Here is a 17213-nt window from a genome sequence, read left to right on the forward strand (position 1 = left end):
TCAGACCCAGCGCTTCACCCAGTCGAGGTCGAAGCACAGCACGATGTCGTCATGCCGGCCCGGCGACATCAGGATGTCGTGCACCATCTTGCTCCGCGCATGCACGCCCTCGACGGGGCGCGGGCCGGCCTCGGTGAAGTGCACGACATGCGGGAACCACTTCGCCCATGTCTCGATCACGCGCAGCGGGTTGGCACCGGCGAAGCGCAGCTGCGTCCAGATGTTCAGCTCCGCATAGACGGCCGTGCGCAGGCGCCGCAGGCTCCGGAGGCCACCTTTGATGGCCTGTGTCTCCGAGCCCTCGATGTCCAGCTTCACGAGGTCGAGGCGCGCAAGCGGCCGCGCGAGCTCGTCCAGCGTCACCCCCGGAACGGCATGGCGCGCGCCGCTGCCCACGCCATTCTCGGCCGCCGTCACGAAGGCCACCGACGCACTCGCGGGGTCGTGCAGCAGCACCTCGCCGGGGGTGGCCACCAGCGCGGCCTGATGGATCTCGGCGTGCGCCAGCCCGTTCCGGGCCAGGTTGTCCCGCAGAAGGGCACCCAGCCGTGGATTGGGCTCCATGGCGAGCAGCCGCGCATGGCGCGGCGCGCCGGCCGCCATGGCCAGCGCGCTCAGCCCCAGATTCGCCCCGCCATCGAGCAGCACCGCGCCCTCGCCGCCATCGGGCAGCAGGGCGCGCGTGAGCCGGACAAGGCGCTGCAGCATGGCCGCCTCGTTCGGCGCGTTTCGCAGATAGGGATCGCCCGCGATGCCGCGCACCCAATGCGGCCTGCCATCCACCTCCACCAGGACCGCATCGGGGGGGACGTCCGGCAGGGTGTCCCAGCCATGCAGCAGCGCCTCGCGCAGGGTGAGGAAGGGGGGCACGGGCCCCGTCTCCCCGGGCGCCGGCCGCCCATGGCGCAGCCAGTGCCAGGCATCGAGCGCGTCCGCATCCGCCGGCACCAGGCTTTCGGGCGACAGGCCGCGGCCGGCACGGGTCTGGCGGAATTCGGCGCTGCCCATGAAATGGCGCACCAGCGCCGGCGCATCGCCCAGCGACTGCCATTGCCGAATGACTTCCTTGCTCTCGGCATCGCGGCCTAGAATAAGGCGGTAGGCCCAGACGACGACATGCGCCGGAATTTCGGGGCCAGGGGTGGCGGACATGCACGCCCCCTCCCCGGGGCAACCGGATGCGTGGCCCCATGGGTGGCACACCGGGCGCGAAAGAAGCCCGTAACGCGGACGAGGAAGACTTAGCATGGCAGTCGAAGAGAACGAAGACGGCGAGGTGGACCTGGGCATCAGCCTTGAGGTGGTGGCCACGGTGGTGGACCTGGCCCGCGCCGTCCAGGAAGCCGAGGAGGCCGAGGCCGGCCGCGCCGATGACGACGAGGAGCTGGACGACGACCTCGAGGACGAGATCACCGAGGAAATGCTGACCGACTACCTCGACGAGCTGAACGAGGAACAGCAGGTGGTGCTGATCGCGCTCGCCTGGGTGGGCCGCGGCGACCATGAGCCGGAGGAATGGGCCGAGGCGCTGAAGCTCGCCACCGAGCGCAATGCCGCCGGCCCGGCCAGCGCCTACCTGGCCGGGATGGAAGGCCTGGGCGACCTGCTGGCCGAGGGCGTGGCCGCCTTCGGGCTGAGCGTGGAGGAGGTGGACCGGTAGAGCGGGATGCGTTGAGGTGGAATCACCGAAAACGCTGAATCCCGCTCTCAGCGAGGGCTCGAGCAGGCTGTGTGAACGCATCTGAACGCAGCATGCTCGAGCGCCCGGCCCGCCCTATTTCGCCACCGCGGAAGGCCCCAGCGCCTTCTCCAGCGCGGCGCGCAGCCGCGGCAACTCGGTGCGCAGGGCGGGACGCAGCCCGGCCAGGACGGCGGGGGCGGCCTCGCCCTCGCGCAGGCGGCGATGGGCGGCCTCCAGCGCCGCGATCACGGGCCGGTCGCCCAGGCTGGCGGCGGCGCCCTGGCCGCGATGGATGAGCGCGTTCAGGATCTGGCCCGACACGCCCGGCACCTCCAGCGCGGCCGCCACCTCGTCCAGTTCGTCCATGAAGCCGTGCAACAGGGGAAGCGCCGCCTCGCCCAGCTCGGCGCGCAGCGCGGCCACGGGGTCGGGCGGAACGGCCTCGGCGGGCGGGGCCTCGGGCCCGGCGGTGATGCGCGCGAGCAACCCCAGCAGCACCGCCCGGTCCACGGGCTTGGCCACATGCGTGTCCATGCCCGCCGCGCGGCATTCCGTGATTTCCTCCGGCAAGGCCGAGGCCGTGACCGCGATCACGGGCAGGCGGGCCTCGGGCCCCGGCAGGGCGCGCAGGCGTCGCGTCGCCTCCAGCCCGTCCATGCCCGGCATGCGGACATCCATCAGCACCGCGTCGAAAGGCTGGGACTGGACGGCGGCCAGCGCCTCGGCGCCATCCGTCACTACCGTCACCTCATGGCCGGCCGCGCCGAGCAGGGCGCGCATCAGCAGGCGGTTGGGCGCGATGTCGTCCGCCACCAGGAGGCGCAGCGGCCGCACGGAGCCGCCGGCCATGCCGGGCTGCGCGGGCTCGCGCGGGGGGGTCGCCTCGGCGAGCGGCACCTCCACCCAGAACATCGCCCCCTGGCCGGGTTCACTCTCCACGCCGATCCTCCCCTGCATGAGCGCCACCAGCCGCGCGGTGATGGCAAGGCCGAGGCCCGTTCCCGGGCTCTCGGGGTCGCCCAGCTCGCCCAGCTGGGTGAAATCCTGGAACAGCAGGTGGCGCTTCTCACGCGGCACACCCGGCCCGCTGTCCTGGACCTCGACGCGGATGCCGCCCGAGATGGGGCGCACCCGCAGCTCCACCCGCCCGCCCACGGGGGTGAACTTCACCGCGTTGGACAACAGGTTCAGGATCATCTGCCGCAGCCGGGTCGCGTCGCCCAGCACGCCGGCCGGCAGGTCCGGGTCGGCCACCATGCGCAGCGTGATCTGCTTGCGCCGCGCATCCGGGCTGAGGAAACCCAGGCAACCCTCCAGCAGCGGCGTGAGCGCGAGCGGCGCCTGCTCCAGCTCCAGCTTGCCGGCATTGATCTTGGCGAGGTCCAGCAGCCCGTTCACCAGTTCCCGCACATGGGACCCCGCCTCGTGCAGCAGGCGCAGCTGCTCGTAGTGGGCGGGCGTCATGCTGCGGTCTGACAGCAACAGCCCGGCGAAGCCCAGGATGGCGTTCAGCGGCGTGCGCAGCTCATGCGACATGCGGGCCAGGAACATGCTCTTGGCCTCGGCCGCGGCCTCGACCTCGCGCACGGCCTCCTTCAGCGCGGTGATGTCGGTGCGGATGCCCACCGTGCCGCCATCGGGGGTGGGGCGTTCCGTGATCAGGATCCAGCGGCCATCGGGCAGCAGCCGCTCGATCGGCGCGCCGCCGGAGCGGCGCCAGACCTTCAGCTCGGCGATGAAGCCGTCCACATCGCCTTCGAACTGCGGGTATTGCCCGTTGGCGACGCCGCCGCGGATGATGTCGTCGAAGAAGGCGCCCTCCTCGATGAAGGGCGCGCTCTCGGCGTAGAATTCACGGTAGCGCTGGTTGCAGATGACCAGACGGTCCTCGGCGTCGAACATGACGAAGCCGTCAGTCATGCTCTCCAGCGCGTTCTCCAGCGTGCGGCGCCAGCGCAGGCGCTCCTCGTCCACGCGCGCGCGCTGGCGCAGCGCCACCAGCATGGCGGCCACCACCGCCAGCACCAGCAGCGTCAACGCCGTCGCGACCACCGCCGCGCGGTCGCGCTGGACCCGCCACGCGGCGAGCGCCACGTCGCGGTCGAGCGAGACGCTGATGGCGAGCGAGGGGTAGAGCGTGGGCCGTTCGACCCCGATCACCGAAGTGCCGTCGAAGCGCGAGACGCTGACCAGCCCCTGCCCCACGGCGCGGTCCAGGCGCTGGCCCATGCGCGCCTCATCGGGCGGCAGGGTGGCCAGCAAGGTGCCGTCGCGCATCTCGAGGCTGACGCGCAGCCCCTCGGGCTCCCCGCCCGCGCCCAGCAGGCCGGTGACGACGGCGACCGGCATCTCGGCCACGGCCATCATCGCCCCCAGGCCCTGGATGCTGACGTTCCGGGCGAAGAAGAGCGACCATTCGCCCGTGCCCGGGTTCCGCACCGGCCCGGCCAGTTGCAGCCCCGCCCCCGGAAGCCCCGCGGGGCGAAGGTCCCGCGCCAGGTCTATGGGCAGGGCGCGGCGGCGCGAGACGGTCAGGCCCGAGACCTCCGGCCCGCCTGGCCCCACCAGCAGGATGTCGCGGACGGTCAGGTTCTGGTTGTTCAGCTCCCGCAGCAGCCGCCCCGCCGCGGCGCGGTCGAAGCTGCCCCCGGGCCCCCAGCCCTCAAAGGGGCTGAGCAGCGTGGGCAGGCCGAGCAGGAGGCTGTCCACCTGCAGGAAGGTGCGGTTCATCGTCGCCTCGACCGAGCGCGCCACGCGGGTCACGGTCTCCTCGGCGGTGTCGAGCGCGCTGCGATGCGCACGCTCGGTCAGCAGCAGGTTGGCCGCGATCTGGGCCAGCAGGATGATGAGGCCCGCCGCGACCACCGCGGCGCGCAGAAGGCGGCCGGTCTGCATTCACTCAACCACGGCGCGGAAGCCGGTCACGGGTGCGAGATGGCGGTTCCAGACCTCGGCGCAGTCATCGCCGCAACGGCTGACCCAGCGCGGCACCACCGTCTCGCGCAGCAGCCGGTCGCGCAGCGCCGTGTCCGCGGGCGAGACGGGGACGATCTGCATGCGGCCGGGCGACCCGCGCTCGCAGCCCGGCCGGCCGGCATTGCAGGCCAGGCCCTCGCCCGTCTCGCGGTCGGCGCCGTCCCAGATGTCGCGCTCCAACCCCGCCACCGCCTCGCGCAGCAGCGCCTGGATGTCGGGCGGCAGGGCGGCCCAGGCCCCGCGCGAGGCGCCGAAGGCCGAGAGCCCCCAGGAGATGGCCATGGCATGGACATGCCCCGTCACCTCGTGCAGCCCGATGGCATTGCCCGAAAGCGTGCCCGTGATGGCGCATTCCACGAGATTGTTGCGGACCGCGGGGACGATCTCGGCGAAGGGGATCACGACGGGCGTGGCGCCCAGCGCCTCCACCAGTTCCGACTGCGCGACGCCCGAGGTGCGGATACGCCGTCCCCGCAGATCGCCCAGCCCGTTGAAGGGCCGGCGGCAGAACAGGACCTGGGCGGGATAGGTGTAGAGGCCCAGGACCTCGACATTGTGCCGGTCGCGCAGGAGGGATTCCACATAGGGCCGCACCCGCGCCACGTTGCGGCGCAGCGTGGCGAAGTCGGGGCTCAGCGCCGGCAGGTCCAGCACGTTGAACTCGGGCTCATCCGCCGCGGCCGCGCCCAGCAACACGGTGCCGAAGGGCACGACGCCGAGGCGCAGCATGGCCAGCAACTCGGGCGCGCGCAGCCCGCTCTCGTCGAAGGGGGCGATCTGCGCGGTGATCCGCCCGCCCGACAGCGCCTGGATGCGCTGTTCCCAGAAGGGTTTCTCGAAGCGAACATACTGGCTGATGCTGGCCAGCCCACCCACCACGCGCAGGTGCAAGGTGCCTGGCGTGGCCGCCGTGCCGGCAGGCTGCGCTGCAGCGGGCGAGGCGGCGGCGATCATGGCGAAACCCAGCGAAACCAGGACCGCCAGGGCCGCCATTCGCATCCGTCGCCCCATTCGACCACCCTCTCTCATCGCACGCCCGCAACCCCAGGTTACATTTCTGCACGCCGGAAAGGGCGCGGTGCAACCGCGCGACAATGCCCCAGCTGGGGGTTCCGGGCCAAGGGGCATGATGGCCCCCCGGCATGGGGCACCATCACACCGTGAAGTACTTGGCCCGCGGGTGGTGCAGCACAATGGCGCTGGTGCTCTGCTCGGGGTGAAGCTGCCATTCGTCGCTGATCTCGACGCCGATGCGCTCCGCCTGGAGAAGTTTCAGGAGCGGCACCTGGTCCTCCAGTCGCGGGCAGGCCGGGTAGCCGAAGGAATAGCGCCCGCCGCGATAGCCTTGGCTCAGCATCTTCTCCATGTCGCGCGCATCCTCGCCGGCGAAGCCCAGCTCGGCGCGGATGCGCTTGTGGACGTATTCCGCCAGCGCCTCGGCCATCTCGACCGAGAGACCGTGGAGATAGAGATAGTCCTGGTAGCGGTTCCCGTCGAACCACTCCCGCGCCATGTCGGAGGCCTTCTGGCCCACCGTCACGACCTGCAGCCCGATCACGTCGCGCTCGGCATCGTCCACGTCGCGCACGAAGTCGGCGATGCAGTCGCCGTCATCCTTCGGTTGGCGCGGCAGGTGGAAGCGGGCGGCCTCGGTGGTGCCGTCCTCCTCGAAGAGGATCAGTTCGTTGCCCTGGCCCGCGCATTTCCAGTAGCCGTAGATGGCCTGGGGCTTGAGGATCTCCTGCTCCTGCGCCAGCGCCAGCATGCGCTTGAGCACCGGGCGCAGCTCCTGCTTCGCCCAGCCCAGGAAATCGTCGAGGCTGCGGCCGGCCTTCCGGAAGCCCCACTGGAATTGATACAGGCTGCGCTCATTGATGAAGGGCACCAGCGCCTTGGGGTCCGCCTCCATGAGGCGCGCGCCCCAGAAGGGCGGCGTGGGCACGGGCAGGTCCTTCGTCTCGCGCCGGCGGCGGGTCTGGGCATAGGCCAGGTCCACGGGGGCGAAGCCGCGCGGGTCGGCGGTGCCAAGCTGGCGCTTCTCGCTTTTCGACTTGCCCGAGCGCTTCTGCTGGATGGTGCCCAGATAGCCCTCGAAGTCGTTGCCCATCACCTTGTCCATCAGGTGCAGGCCGTCGAAGGCGTCGCGCGCATAGACCACGCGGCCGCTGGCATAGGCCTGCACGCAATCCTCCTCCACATAGTTGCGCGTGAGTGCCGCGCCGCCCAGCAGCACGGGGATGTCCACGCCCTGGCGGGACATCTCCTCCAGGTTCTCGCGCATCACGACGGTGGACTTCACCAGCAGGCCGGACATGCCGATGGCATGCGCCTTGTGCTCGCGCGCCGCGTCCACGATCTGCTGCAAGGGCACCTTGATGCCGAGGTTCACCACCTTGTAGCCGTTGTTGGTGAGGATGATGTCCACCAGGTTCTTGCCGATGTCGTGCACGTCGCCGCGCACGGTGCCGAGCACGATGATGCCCTTCTCCTGGCCCTCCACGCGCTCCATGTGCGGCTCCAGGTAGGCGACGGCCGCCTTCATGGTCTCGGCACTCTGGAGCACGAAGGGCAGCTGCATCTTGCCGGCGCCGAACAGCTCGCCCACCACCTTCATGCCGTCCAGCAGCACGTCGTTGATGATGGCGAGCGGCGTCATGCCCTCCGCCATGGCGTCGGCCAGCTCCGTCTCCAGCCCCTTGCGGTCGCCATCCACGATGCGGTCCTTAAGGCGACCCTGCACGGTGGCCGCCTTCACCTTGGCCACATTGTCCGCGGCCTTGCGGCCGGAGAACATCTCCAGGACCTTCTGCAGGGGGTCATAGCCCTCCGTGCGGCGGTCGTAGATCAAATCCTCCATCACCTGCACCTCCTCCGGCGGGATCTGGTGCAGCGGCTTGATCTTGGAGACGTGCACGATGGCGCCCGTCATGCCGGCCTTCACCGCATGGTCCAGGAAGACGCTGTTCAGCACGTGGCGCGCGGCCGGGTTCAGGCCGAAGGAGATGTTGGACAGGCCCAGGATGATCTGGATCTCGGGGAACTTCTCCCGGATCATCCGGATGCCATCCAGCGTCCAGACGCCCAGCTTGCGGTCATCCTCGTTGCCGGTGGCGACGGTGAAGGTCAGCGGGTCGATCATCAGGTCGGATTGCGGCAGGCCATAGTGCGTGCAGGCGAAGTCCACCAGGCGCTCGGCGATGCGCAGCTTGTCCTCGGCCGTCTTGGCCATGCCCACCTCGTCGATGGTGAGCGCGATGACGGCCGCGCCGAACTTCTTCGCGAGCTTCATGCGGTCATGCGCGGCACCCTCGCCTTCCTCGAAATTGATCGAGTTGATGATGGGCTTGCCGCCATGCAGCTTCAGCGAGGCCTCGATGACGTTGGTCTCGGTGCTGTCGATCACCAGCGGCGCGTTCACGCTGGAGGTGAAGCGGGTGATGACCTCGCTCATCTCCATCATCTCGTCGCGGCCCACGAAGGCGGTGCAGATGTCGAGGCTGTTGGAGCCCTCGCCCACCTGTTCGCGCCCGATGGCCAGGCACCCGTCCCAGTCATGCGCCGCCTGCCGCTCGCGCCAGGCCTTGGAACCGTTGGCGTTGCAGCGCTCGCCGATCGAGAAGTAGGAATTCTCCTGCCGCAGCGAGACGGCCGAGTAGAGCGAGGCGACACTCGGCACCCAGTGATACTTGCGCTTCACGGGCGCGGGGCGGTGCTTGTCCCCGCCCAGGCGGCGCAGCATCGCATCCTGCGCCGCGATATGGGGCGTGGAGGTGCCGCAGCAGCCGCCGATGAGGTTGAAGCCGTCCTCGACGACGAAACGCTCCATCCAGGTGGCCATCTCCTCGGCGCCCAGCGGGTAGTGCGTCTTGCCATCCACCAGTTCGGGCAGGCCGGCATTGGGCTGCACGCTGAGCAGGCCGGGCCAGTTCTGGCTGAGCCACTTCAGGTGCTCCGCCATCTCCTGCGGGCCCGAGGCGCAGTTCAGCCCGATCAGCGGCACGTCCAGCGAATGCACCACGGCCGCGGCGGCCGCGATGTCGGGGCCCACCAGCAGCGTGCCCGTCGTCTCCACCGTCACCTGCACGAAGATGGGGATGTCGGACTTCGTCTTGGCCTTCGCGATCTTGGCCGCGTTCACGGCGGCCTTGATGTAGAGCGTGTCCTGGTTCGTCTCGGTCAGGATCGCGTCCGCCCCGCCGGCGATGAGGCCGAGGCATTGTTCGGTCAGCGCCGCCTCCAGCGCGTCATAGGTGACGTGCCCCAGGCTCGGCAGCTTCGTGCCGGGCCCGATATCGCCCACCACCCAGCGGTGGCGGCCATCGGCGAAGCTCTCCGCCGCCTCGCGCGCCAGCTCCACGCCGATCTTGTTGATCTCGAAGGCCCGGTCGCCGAGCTCGAACTCCTCCAGCGTGATGGGGCTGCCGCCGAAGGTGTTGGTCAGCACCATGTCGGCGCCGGCCTCGTAGTAGCCGCGGTGGATCTCGCGGATCAGCTCCGGGCGCGAGAGGGAGAGCACCTCCGTGCAGTTCTCCTTGTCCCAGAAATCCTTGACGATATCGAGCGTCAGCGCCTGGACGCGGCTGCCCATCCCGCCATCGCAGAGCAGGACGCGGTCACGCAGGGCATCGAGGAGGTGCGGTCTGGAGGCCATGTGTCGGTGTTCTCTGGGTGTCGGTGTGAAGATTCAGGCAACGGCGAGGGCATGGGCCGGCAGGCGCGTCGCGCACCACAGCCGCACCTCGAGCGGACCCGGGAGTTGGGCGGTGCCGGCCAGCGCGCAACCCGCCCCGCCCAGCCAGCCGGCCATGGCGGCATCGTCGAAGCCCGGCCAGCGATGGGCGAAGCGGGACAGCACCTCGGTGCGGCCATGCGCGGCGAGGTCCAGCACCAGCAGGCTGCCCCCCGGCTGCAGCACCCGCGCGGCCTCGGCCAGCGCGGCCGCCGGGTCCTCGGCGTAGTGCAGCACCATCTGCATCGTCACCACGTCGAAGCGCGCATCCGCGAGCGGCAGGCGATACATGTCCGCCAGCCGCACGGAGCAGCGCTCCGCGAGGCCGCGTTCGGACAGCCGCGCGCGGGCCAGCGCCAGCATCTCGCGGCTGGCATCCACGCCGAGCGCCCGGCGCACGCGGTCGGCCAGCAGTTCCAGCAGCCGGCCTGTGCCGGTGCCGATGTCGAGCAGATGTTCCACGCCAGGCGGCAAAGCATCCAGCAGCGCCGCCTCGATGGCGCCGGCATCGAGGCCGAGGGCGCGGATTTCATCCCAGTCCATGCCGTCGCGGCGGAAGGCTTCGGAGGCGGCACGGGCCCGCTCGGCCGCGATGCGCGCGGCCTGGCGGCGGTCGGCCTGGAGCACGGGCTCGTCTTCCGGCAGGCGCGCCAGGATCAGCCGCGCGAGGTCGGCGCCGGCGGGAAGCTGGAAATAGACATGCGGCCCCTCGGGCAGGCGTTCCAGCAGATTCGCCTCGGCCAGCAGCTTCAGGTGGCGGGAGAGGCGCGGCTGGGACTGGCCCAGCACGGCGCAAAGCTCGGACACGTTGAAGGCCCCCCGGGCGCAGAGGGCCAGCAGCCTCAGGCGCGTCGGCTCGGCCGCGGCGCGCAATTGCGTGAGGAGGTCTTCCATGGGCTTGCAAATGGCATAAACATATCCTTATGTCCAGCGCATGACGTGGTCCATTGACGCCCGAATCCCGGTCCACCTGCTGGCGAACGAGGACAACCTCGCGCTGGCCCTCTCGCGCGGGAAACCCGCCGCCGTGCTGACGGCGGGGGGAGAGGCCGCGCCCGATGGCGCGGTGGCCATCACCGAGTTCAAGCCCGGCGAGGCCCCCCACGCCGCCGCCTGCGGCTGCTGCCTGGGCCGGGGCGAGGCGGCCAAGGCGCTGGACATGCTCTTCCAGGGGCGCGTGCGCGGCACCGTGCCCTGGTTCGACCGTGTGCTGGCGCTGGACCCGCATGGGGATGTGGCGGCCGCGCTGCGGGAGGATGCGGTGACGGCGGCGCGCTACCGAAGGGCCTAATCCACCCCCTCCCCAGGAAACCTCTCCGCGATCCGTCCCAGCGCCACGTTCAGCACCGCGAGTTCCTCGGTGGTCAGGCCCTGCACCACCTCCGCCTCCATCTCCCGCGCCATGGGCACGATGGCGGCATGCACCCCCTGCCCGGCCTTGGACAATGCCAACCAGTGCAGCCGCGCATCCGCCGCATCGGCCGCGCGCTCCAGGAAGCCGCGCGCCTGAAGCTGCCGCACCGCGCGGCTGACCTTCACCTTGTCCATGGCGGTGCGCGCCGCGATCTCACGCGCGGGCAGCCGGCCGAAGCGACCCAGCACCGCCATCACCCGCCATTCCGGAATCGAGAGCCCGAAGGCCGCGCCATAGCGGTCCGCGAAGCGGCGCGAGACGCGATTGGCCGCCACCGAAAGCCGGTAGGGCAGGAAGTCCTCCAGGCGGAAATCGGGCGCTTCGCTTGACATCAGTTGCATTTGAAACTACCTCGGAGGCGACCGCAAGGCGGGAAAAAAGGCAGGGAAAAGCGTCCATGGCCAGCAAACAATACATCGCCTTCCCGCGCAGCGAGGGCCTGTCCTCGCGCCAGGCCCATGCCGACCTGCCCCAGGGCACCTATGAGCGTGAGATGGGCAAGGAAGGTTTCTTCGGCCCCGCCACCCACATGTACCACGCCAACCCGCCCACCGGCTGGACGCGCTGGGAGGGCCCGCTGCGCCCCCGCGCCTTCGACCTGGCACGCATCAACGCCGAGCAGCCCAGCCCCTGGGACGCCGCCGACATCCTGCACAACGCCCATTGCCGCCTGCGCTTCTGGCGGGCGCCGGCCGCCATGGACCACCTGGCGCGCAACGCCGATGGCGACGAGCTGCTGTTCATCCACACCGGATCCGGCCGCCTGTTCTGCGACTACGGCCACATGCCCTTCCGCGCCGGCGACTACATCCTGCTGCCGCGCAGCACCATGTGGCGCATCGAGTGCGACGCGCCCGTGGCCGCCCTGCTGATCGAGGCCACCGGCAGCACCTACCAGCTGCCCGACCGCGGCATCCTGGGCAAGCACGCGCAGTTCGACCCGGCGGTGCTGGCCACGCCGGCGATAGACGACGCCTTCCGGGCGCAGCAGGGCGCGCGGGAGACGCGCGTGGTCATTAAGCGGCGCGACGCGCTCTCCACCGTCACCTATCCGTTCAACCCGCTGGACGCGGTGGGCTGGCATGGGGACCTGGCACCCGTGAAGCTCAACGTGGAGGACATCCGACCGCTGATGTCCCACCGCTACCACCTGCCGCCCAGCGCCCAGACCACCTTCGTGGCCAACCGCTTCGTGGTCTGCACCTTCACGCCCCGCCCCTTCGAGACGGACCCGGGTGCGCTGAAGGTCCCCTTCTTCCACAACAATGACGACTACGACGAGGTGCTGTTCTACCACGCGGGCGACTTCTTCAGCCGCGACAACATCCATGCCGGCATGATGACGCTGCACCCCTGCGGCTTCACCCATGGCCCCCACCCCAAGGCGCTGGGCAACGCCTTCACGCCAAAGAAGCCCGCGACCGACGAATATGCCGTGATGCTCGACACGCGCGACGCACTGGACATGGGCGAGGCCGCGCGCCAGGTGGAATGGGAGGATTATGCCTATTCCTGGGGCGTGAAGCCCCAGCCCCGATGAGGGCCCGGGACCGTTGCTGTCCAACGATGGGGACTGGGCTATGATGCCGCACAGTAAATTGGAGGAAAGCCCATGGCCACGAAGCGACGCAGCCGGTCCCGCAACAGCCGGATCGTGCCCGCCAAGCCCGCGCCGCAGCCCGCCTCCATGGGGGCCGCGGCCGTGACATCCACTGACGCCCCGCCGGCCCCCGCCCCCGCGCCCTCGCCCGCCCCGCGGGCCGCGGGCTTCGCCTCCAGCCAGGATCTCGGCGAGAAGCGCATCTCCTTCGACGAGCTGGGCTCGGGCCTCTACGCCTACACCGCCGAGGGCGACCCGAATTCCGGCGTCGTCGTGGGCGACAAGGGCGTCCTGGTGGTGGACGCCCAGGCCACGCCTCTGCTGGCGCGCGAGGTCCAGTCGCGGATCGCGGGCGTCACCTCCCTGCCCGTCCAGAAGGTGGTGCTCACGCATTACCATGCGGTGCGCGTGCTGGGCGCATCCGCCTATGACGGGGCCGCGATCATCGCCTCCGATGCCACGCGCGACCTGATCAAGGAACGCGGCCAGCAGGACATGGACAGCGAGATCGGCCGCTTCCCCCGCCTCTTCCGCGGGCGGGAGGAGGTGCCGGGCCTCACCTGGCCCACCGAGACCTTCCGCGCCCGCATGTCGCTGTGGCAGGCCAAGCGCGAGGTGCAGATCATCCAGATCGGCCGCAGCCACACTTCCGGCGACACGGTGGTCTGGCTGCCGAAGGAGAAGGTGCTCTTCGCCGGCGACACGGTGGAGTCCGGGGCGACCCCCTATTGCGGCGACGCCTGGTTCAACGACTGGTCGGCCACCATCGCCGCCCTCCGCCGCCTGCGCCCCGAGAAGCTCGTCCCCGGCCGCGGCCCCGCCCTGACCACGAGGGCCGATTGCGAGCAGGCCCTGCACGAGACGGCCACCTATGTGGAGACGCTCTTCGCCATGGCCCTGGCCGCGGTGGAGAAGGGCTGGTCGCTCAAGCAGTTCTACGATGACGCCATGGACCGGATGCGCCCGCGCTACGGCCATTGGGTGATCTTCGACCACTGCATGCCCTTCAACGTCTCCCGCGCCTATGACGAGGCGAACGGCATCGTGAAGCCGCGCATCTGGACGGCCGAGCGCGACCTCGAGATGTGGCGGGCGCTCGAACAGGACGCGCCCCCCAAGCCGGCCGACGCGCCCTGACATGCGCTTCCCCGCAGCACCCCCCGGCCCGCCCGGTGAAACCGCCCCGGTGGTGGTGGCGGGCGGGGGCCTGGTGGGGCTGACGGCGGCGCTGGACCTCGCCCGGCGCGGCCTGCGCGTCGTTCTGCTGGATGAGGACGACCAGGTGAGCGAGGGCAGCCGCGCCATCTGCTTCGCCAAGCGCACGCTGGAGATCTATGGCCGCCTCGGCCTCGGCCAGCGGTTTCTGGACAAGGGCATCACCTGGAATCGCGGCCGCGTCTTCCGCCAGGACCGCGAGGCCTACAGCTTCGACCTGCTGCCTGAGCAGGGTCACGAATACCCCGCCTTCGTGAACCTGCAGCAGTATTACGCGGAGCAATGGTTGGTGGAGGCCTGCGCTGCCACGGGCCTTGTTGATCTGCGCTGGCGCCACCGGGTGGTGGCCGTGGAGAACCGCCCGGACGGTGCGCGCCTCGCCATCGAGACCCCCGGAGGGAACTACACGCTGCATGCCCGATGGCTGCTGGCCTGCGACGGCGCCCGCAGCTTCATCCGCCGCGCGCTGGGCCTGCCCTTCGAGGGGCAGGTCTTCCGCGACCGCTTCCTCATCGCCGACGTCACCACGAAAGCGGAATTTCCCACCGAACGCTGGTTCTGGTTCGACCCACCCTTCCACCCCGGGCAATCCGTGCTGCTGCACCGCCAGCCGGATGATGTGTGGCGGATCGATTTCCAGCTCGGCTGGGACGCGGACCCGGAGGCGGAGCGCGACCCCGAACGCGTGCGCGCCCGCGTCGCCGCCATGCTGGGGCCGGAGGTGGCGTTCGAGATCGCCTGGATCAGCATCTACACCTTCCGCTGCCGGCGCCTGGAACGCTTCCGCCATGGCCGCACGATCTTCCTGGGCGATGCGGCGCACCAGGTCTCGCCCTTCGGCGCGCGCGGCGGCAATGGCGGGGTGCAGGATGCGGACAACCTCTGCTGGCGCCTGGCCGCCGTGCTGGCGGGCGAGGCGCCCGAGGCGCTGCTCGATGGCTATGACGCCGAGCGCATCCCGGCGGCGGAGGAGAACATCCTCCACTCCACCCGCGCCACCGACTTCATCACGCCCAAGAACGCCGCCGCGGCGGCCTACAGGGATGCCGTGCTGGAACTGGCCGAGGACCAAGCCTTTGCCCGTCCCTTCGTGAATTCCGGCCGCCTCTCCCGCCCCTGGTCCGGGCAGGAGGTGGCGGCGGATGCGCCGGTGCTGCGCGACAACACCCCCGACTGGCTGCTGCGCCATATCGGCACCGATGGCCGCTTCACGCTCGTGGCGCGCGACGCCGTGCCGCCCGCCCTCCCCGGCATCACGACCATCCTGCTGGCCGATGCGCCGCGGTCGGACGCGCTGCTGGACCATTCCGGCCTGGCCGCCGCGCGCCTGGGCCTGGCGCCCGGCGAGGCCGCGCTGTTCCGGCCCGACCAGGTGCTCGCCGCCCGCCTGCCGGCGACAGTGGCCGCGCCCATCCTCGCCGCGCATGACAGGGCGCTCGGCCGATGACGCATCTGCGCACCGAACCGCGCGTGGCCGACCCCGACGCGCTCTACGCCCTGTTGATGGAGGCGCATCGCGGGCTGGACGACGCCGCCTCGCGCCGGCTGGACGCGAAGCTGGTGCTGATCCTGGCCAACCACATCGGCGATGCGGAAGTGCTGCGGGAGGCGGTCGCGCTAGCGCGCGGACGTGTCGCGCTGGCGCGCGGGGGTGTTGCGCTGGCGCGCGGGGGTGTCGCGCTGGCGGGCGGGGGTGTTGCGCTCGCCACGCAGGGGCGCAAATCTGGGGCATGAGCACCCCAGTCGAACAGATCGCCACCTGGCAGGATGAGTTCACCGCCATCCGCCGCGACATCCACGCCCACCCGGAACTCGGGCTGGAGGAACACCGCACCGCCGCCCTGGTCGCCGCCAAGCTGCGCGAATGGGGCATCGAGGTGCATGAGGGGGTGGGCCAGACCGGCGTGGTCGGCGTGATCCGCAACGGCAACGGCCTCGCCGTCGGCCTGCGCGCGGATATGGACGCGCTGGCCATGACCGAGGCCAATGACTTCCCGCACGCCAGCACCATCCCGGGCCGCATGCATGCCTGCGGCCATGACGGCCACACGACCATGCTGCTGGCCGCCGCCAAATACCTGGCCGCGACGAAGAACTTCAACGGCACCGTGAACCTGATCTTCCAGCCCGGCGAGGAGGGCGCCGGCGGCGCGCTGGCCATGCTGGAGGACGGCCTCTTCACCCGCTTCCCCTGCGATGCCGTCTACGGCATCCACAACAGGCCCGGCATGCCGCTCGGCGAATTCGGCCTGCGCGCGGGGCCGATGATGGCGGGTGTGGCCTTCTACGACATGGTCATCACCGGCAAGGGCGGCCATGGCGCGCGCCCCGAGACCACGCACGACCCCGTGGTGATGGGCGCGGCCGTGGTGCAGGCGCTGCAATCCGTCGTCGCGCGCAACGTGCCGGCGGCCGAGCGCGCCGTCCTCTCCGTCACCCGCTTCGACGCCGGCCAGGCCTACAACGTGATCCCGAACGAGGTGCGCCTGGGCGGCACCGTCCGCGCCTTCTCCAACGAGATCATGGCGCTGGTGGAAAGCCGCATGCGCGCCATCGGCGAAGGCGTGGCGGCGGGCCTGGGCGGTTCGGCCGTGCTGGATTTCCGTGTCATCACCACGCCGCTGGTGAACGACGCGGCCGAGGCCGAGGCGCTGGGCGACGCCGCCGCCGAACTGGTGGGCGAGGGCCGGCTGAAGCGCGAATTCCCCGCCGTGATGGGCGGCGAGGATTTCGCCTACATGCTGGAGGCCTGCCCCGGCGCCTATATCGTCTGCGGCAATGGCGACAGCGCGGAGGTCCACAACCCCCGCTTCGACTTCAACGACGAAGCCATCCCCTATGGCGCGGGCGTGCTGGCCGCGGTGGTGGAGCGGAAGCTGAAAGGTCTCTGAACATTCCCCTGGGGGGGACCTCACCCCCCCAGATGCCGCGCGAAGAATTCCAGGGTGCGGCGCTGCGCCACCTCGGCATCGCCCTCCACATAGCTGCCGCGTTCCTCGCAGCCGAAGCCGTGACCGGCGCCCTTGTAGATGAAGACCTCCACCTCCGGCCGCGCCTGCTCGATGGCATGGACATCGGTGAGCGGAATGGAGGCGTCCACCTCCCCGAAATGCAGCTGCACCGGGCAGCGCGGGGCCTCGTCCTTGGCGGCCGCGATGCCGCCGCCATACCAGCCCACCGAAGCCTGGAAGGCGCTGCTGCGCGTGGCACCATGCCAGGCGACCGTGCCGCCCCAGCAATAGCCCACGATGCCGCGCGCGGCGCCGGCGGGCAGGGCGCCGGCCGCGGCCAGGATGTCCAGCAGCGTCTTGTGCTCGTTGATCTCGCCGCGCAGGGCACGCCCGCGCGTCACGTCGTCGCCGGTGTAGCCCAGCTCCACGCCGCGCTCGGTGCGGTCGAACAGGGCGGGCACCACCACCGCATAGCCCTCGGCCGCGAAGCTGTCGGCCACGCGGCGCATGTGGCGGTTCACGCCGAAAATCTCCTGCACGATGACCAGAGCGCGGGTCGCATCCTCGGGGCCGGCCTTGTAGGCGGCGAGGCGGTGGCCGTCGGCGGCGGTGAGCGCGATGTTCATGGGCAGGGCCTTTCCTGGACG

The 17213-nt window shown here is 70.6% G+C and carries 14 protein-coding genes; 7 read left to right on the forward strand and 7 right to left on the reverse strand.

Annotation, left to right across the window (positions count from 1 at the left end):
* A complete protein-coding gene (locus GGQ83_RS08730; protein ID WP_184383383.1) occupies window positions 1-1152 on the reverse strand; it encodes an FkbM family methyltransferase in 1152 nt (383 codons plus the stop codon).
* Between the two features lie 94 nt (window positions 1153-1246).
* Between GGQ83_RS08730 and GGQ83_RS08735 the strand changes: the two genes are divergently transcribed.
* Window positions 1247-1660: a DUF3775 domain-containing protein gene (locus GGQ83_RS08735; protein ID WP_184383384.1), complete on the forward strand. Its 414-nt coding sequence runs from the start codon at window positions 1247-1249 to the stop codon at window positions 1658-1660.
* Window positions 1661-1774: 114 nt separating this feature from the next.
* Here GGQ83_RS08735 and GGQ83_RS08740 read toward each other — a convergent pair whose 3' ends face one another.
* From GGQ83_RS08740 to GGQ83_RS08755, 4 genes are all read right to left on the reverse strand, one after another.
* Window positions 1775-4576 carry a hybrid sensor histidine kinase/response regulator gene (locus tag GGQ83_RS08740; RefSeq protein ID WP_184383385.1) on the reverse strand — a complete coding sequence of 934 codons (2802 nt, stop codon included), beginning with the start codon at window positions 4574-4576 and terminating at the stop codon, window positions 1775-1777.
* Window positions 4577-5650, reverse strand: coding sequence for a TRAP transporter substrate-binding protein (locus GGQ83_RS08745; RefSeq protein WP_184383386.1), 1074 nt, complete (start codon window positions 5648-5650; stop codon window positions 4577-4579).
* Between the two features lie 160 nt (window positions 5651-5810).
* On the reverse strand, window positions 5811-9308 hold the full coding sequence (metH, locus tag GGQ83_RS08750) for a methionine synthase (protein ID WP_184383387.1): 3498 nt from the start codon (window positions 9306-9308) through the stop codon (window positions 5811-5813).
* Window positions 9309-9341: 33 nt separating this feature from the next.
* Complete coding sequence (locus tag GGQ83_RS08755; RefSeq protein WP_184383388.1) at window positions 9342-10280, reverse strand: ArsR/SmtB family transcription factor; 939 nt, start codon at window positions 10278-10280, stop codon at window positions 9342-9344.
* A 40-nt stretch (window positions 10281-10320) separates the two neighbouring features.
* Between GGQ83_RS08755 and GGQ83_RS08760 the strand changes: the two genes are divergently transcribed.
* A complete protein-coding gene (locus tag GGQ83_RS08760) occupies window positions 10321-10677 on the forward strand; it encodes a hypothetical protein (RefSeq protein ID WP_184383389.1) in 357 nt (118 codons plus the stop codon).
* Here the strand turns inward: GGQ83_RS08760 and GGQ83_RS08765 are convergent.
* Window positions 10674-11132: a MarR family winged helix-turn-helix transcriptional regulator gene (locus GGQ83_RS08765; RefSeq protein ID WP_184383390.1), complete on the reverse strand. Its 459-nt coding sequence runs from the start codon at window positions 11130-11132 to the stop codon at window positions 10674-10676. The two genes, GGQ83_RS08760 and GGQ83_RS08765, sit on opposite strands and share 4 nt — an antisense overlap.
* A gap of 65 nt (window positions 11133-11197) precedes the next feature.
* On the opposite strand from GGQ83_RS08765, the gene GGQ83_RS08770 reads away from it, so the two are divergent.
* The 5 genes from GGQ83_RS08770 (at window position 11198) to GGQ83_RS08790 (ending at window position 16506) form a co-directional block, all read left to right on the forward strand.
* Complete coding sequence (locus GGQ83_RS08770) at window positions 11198-12340, forward strand: homogentisate 1,2-dioxygenase (protein ID WP_184383391.1); 1143 nt, start codon at window positions 11198-11200, stop codon at window positions 12338-12340.
* 72 nt (window positions 12341-12412) lie between these two features.
* A complete protein-coding gene (locus GGQ83_RS08775; protein ID WP_242534910.1) occupies window positions 12413-13537 on the forward strand; it encodes an MBL fold metallo-hydrolase in 1125 nt (374 codons plus the stop codon).
* A gap of 1 nt (window position 13538) precedes the next feature.
* On the forward strand, window positions 13539-15062 hold the full coding sequence (locus GGQ83_RS08780; protein WP_184383392.1) for an FAD-dependent oxidoreductase: 1524 nt from the start codon (window positions 13539-13541) through the stop codon (window positions 15060-15062).
* Window positions 15059-15349: a DUF2783 domain-containing protein gene (locus GGQ83_RS20305; protein ID WP_184383393.1), complete on the forward strand. Its 291-nt coding sequence runs from the start codon at window positions 15059-15061 to the stop codon at window positions 15347-15349. Before GGQ83_RS08780 ends, GGQ83_RS20305 begins: the two co-directional genes overlap by 4 nt.
* A complete protein-coding gene (locus GGQ83_RS08790; RefSeq protein ID WP_184383394.1) occupies window positions 15346-16506 on the forward strand; it encodes a M20 aminoacylase family protein in 1161 nt (386 codons plus the stop codon). The genes GGQ83_RS20305 and GGQ83_RS08790 overlap by 4 nt, the downstream gene beginning before the upstream one ends.
* A 20-nt stretch (window positions 16507-16526) precedes the next feature.
* Here GGQ83_RS08790 and GGQ83_RS08795 read toward each other — a convergent pair whose 3' ends face one another.
* Window positions 16527-17192: a dienelactone hydrolase family protein gene (locus tag GGQ83_RS08795; RefSeq protein WP_184383395.1), complete on the reverse strand. Its 666-nt coding sequence runs from the start codon at window positions 17190-17192 to the stop codon at window positions 16527-16529.
* Window positions 17193-17213: the final 21 nt, after the last annotated feature.

The organism is Roseococcus suduntuyensis, from assembly GCF_014196305.1.
Taxonomy (GTDB): Bacteria; Pseudomonadota; Alphaproteobacteria; order Acetobacterales; family Acetobacteraceae; genus Roseococcus; species Roseococcus suduntuyensis.

Bases quoted from the DNA above. Each gene is read 5' to 3' on its own strand.
- GGQ83_RS08730 (WP_184383383.1), bottom strand. From the start codon at position 1,152: ATGTCCGCCACCCCTGGCCCCGAAATTCCGGCGCATGTCGTCGTCTGG.
- GGQ83_RS08735 (WP_184383384.1), top strand. From the start codon at position 1,247: ATGGCAGTCGAAGAGAACGAAGACGGCGAGGTGGACCTGGGCATCAGC.
- GGQ83_RS08740 (WP_184383385.1), bottom strand. From the start codon at position 4,576: ATGCAGACCGGCCGCCTTCTGCGCGCCGCGGTGGTCGCGGCGGGCCTC.
- GGQ83_RS08745 (WP_184383386.1), bottom strand. From the start codon at position 5,650: ATGGCGGCCCTGGCGGTCCTGGTTTCGCTGGGTTTCGCCATGATCGCC.
- metH (WP_184383387.1), bottom strand. From the start codon at position 9,308: ATGGCCTCCAGACCGCACCTCCTCGATGCCCTGCGTGACCGCGTCCTG.
- GGQ83_RS08755 (WP_184383388.1), bottom strand. From the start codon at position 10,280: ATGGAAGACCTCCTCACGCAATTGCGCGCCGCGGCCGAGCCGACGCGC.
- GGQ83_RS08760 (WP_184383389.1), top strand. From the start codon at position 10,321: ATGACGTGGTCCATTGACGCCCGAATCCCGGTCCACCTGCTGGCGAAC.
- GGQ83_RS08765 (WP_184383390.1), bottom strand. From the start codon at position 11,132: ATGTCAAGCGAAGCGCCCGATTTCCGCCTGGAGGACTTCCTGCCCTAC.
- GGQ83_RS08770 (WP_184383391.1), top strand. From the start codon at position 11,198: ATGGCCAGCAAACAATACATCGCCTTCCCGCGCAGCGAGGGCCTGTCC.
- GGQ83_RS08775 (WP_242534910.1), top strand. From the start codon at position 12,413: ATGGCCACGAAGCGACGCAGCCGGTCCCGCAACAGCCGGATCGTGCCC.
- GGQ83_RS08780 (WP_184383392.1), top strand. From the start codon at position 13,539: ATGCGCTTCCCCGCAGCACCCCCCGGCCCGCCCGGTGAAACCGCCCCG.
- GGQ83_RS20305 (WP_184383393.1), top strand. From the start codon at position 15,059: ATGACGCATCTGCGCACCGAACCGCGCGTGGCCGACCCCGACGCGCTC.
- GGQ83_RS08790 (WP_184383394.1), top strand. From the start codon at position 15,346: ATGAGCACCCCAGTCGAACAGATCGCCACCTGGCAGGATGAGTTCACC.
- GGQ83_RS08795 (WP_184383395.1), bottom strand. From the start codon at position 17,192: ATGAACATCGCGCTCACCGCCGCCGACGGCCACCGCCTCGCCGCCTAC.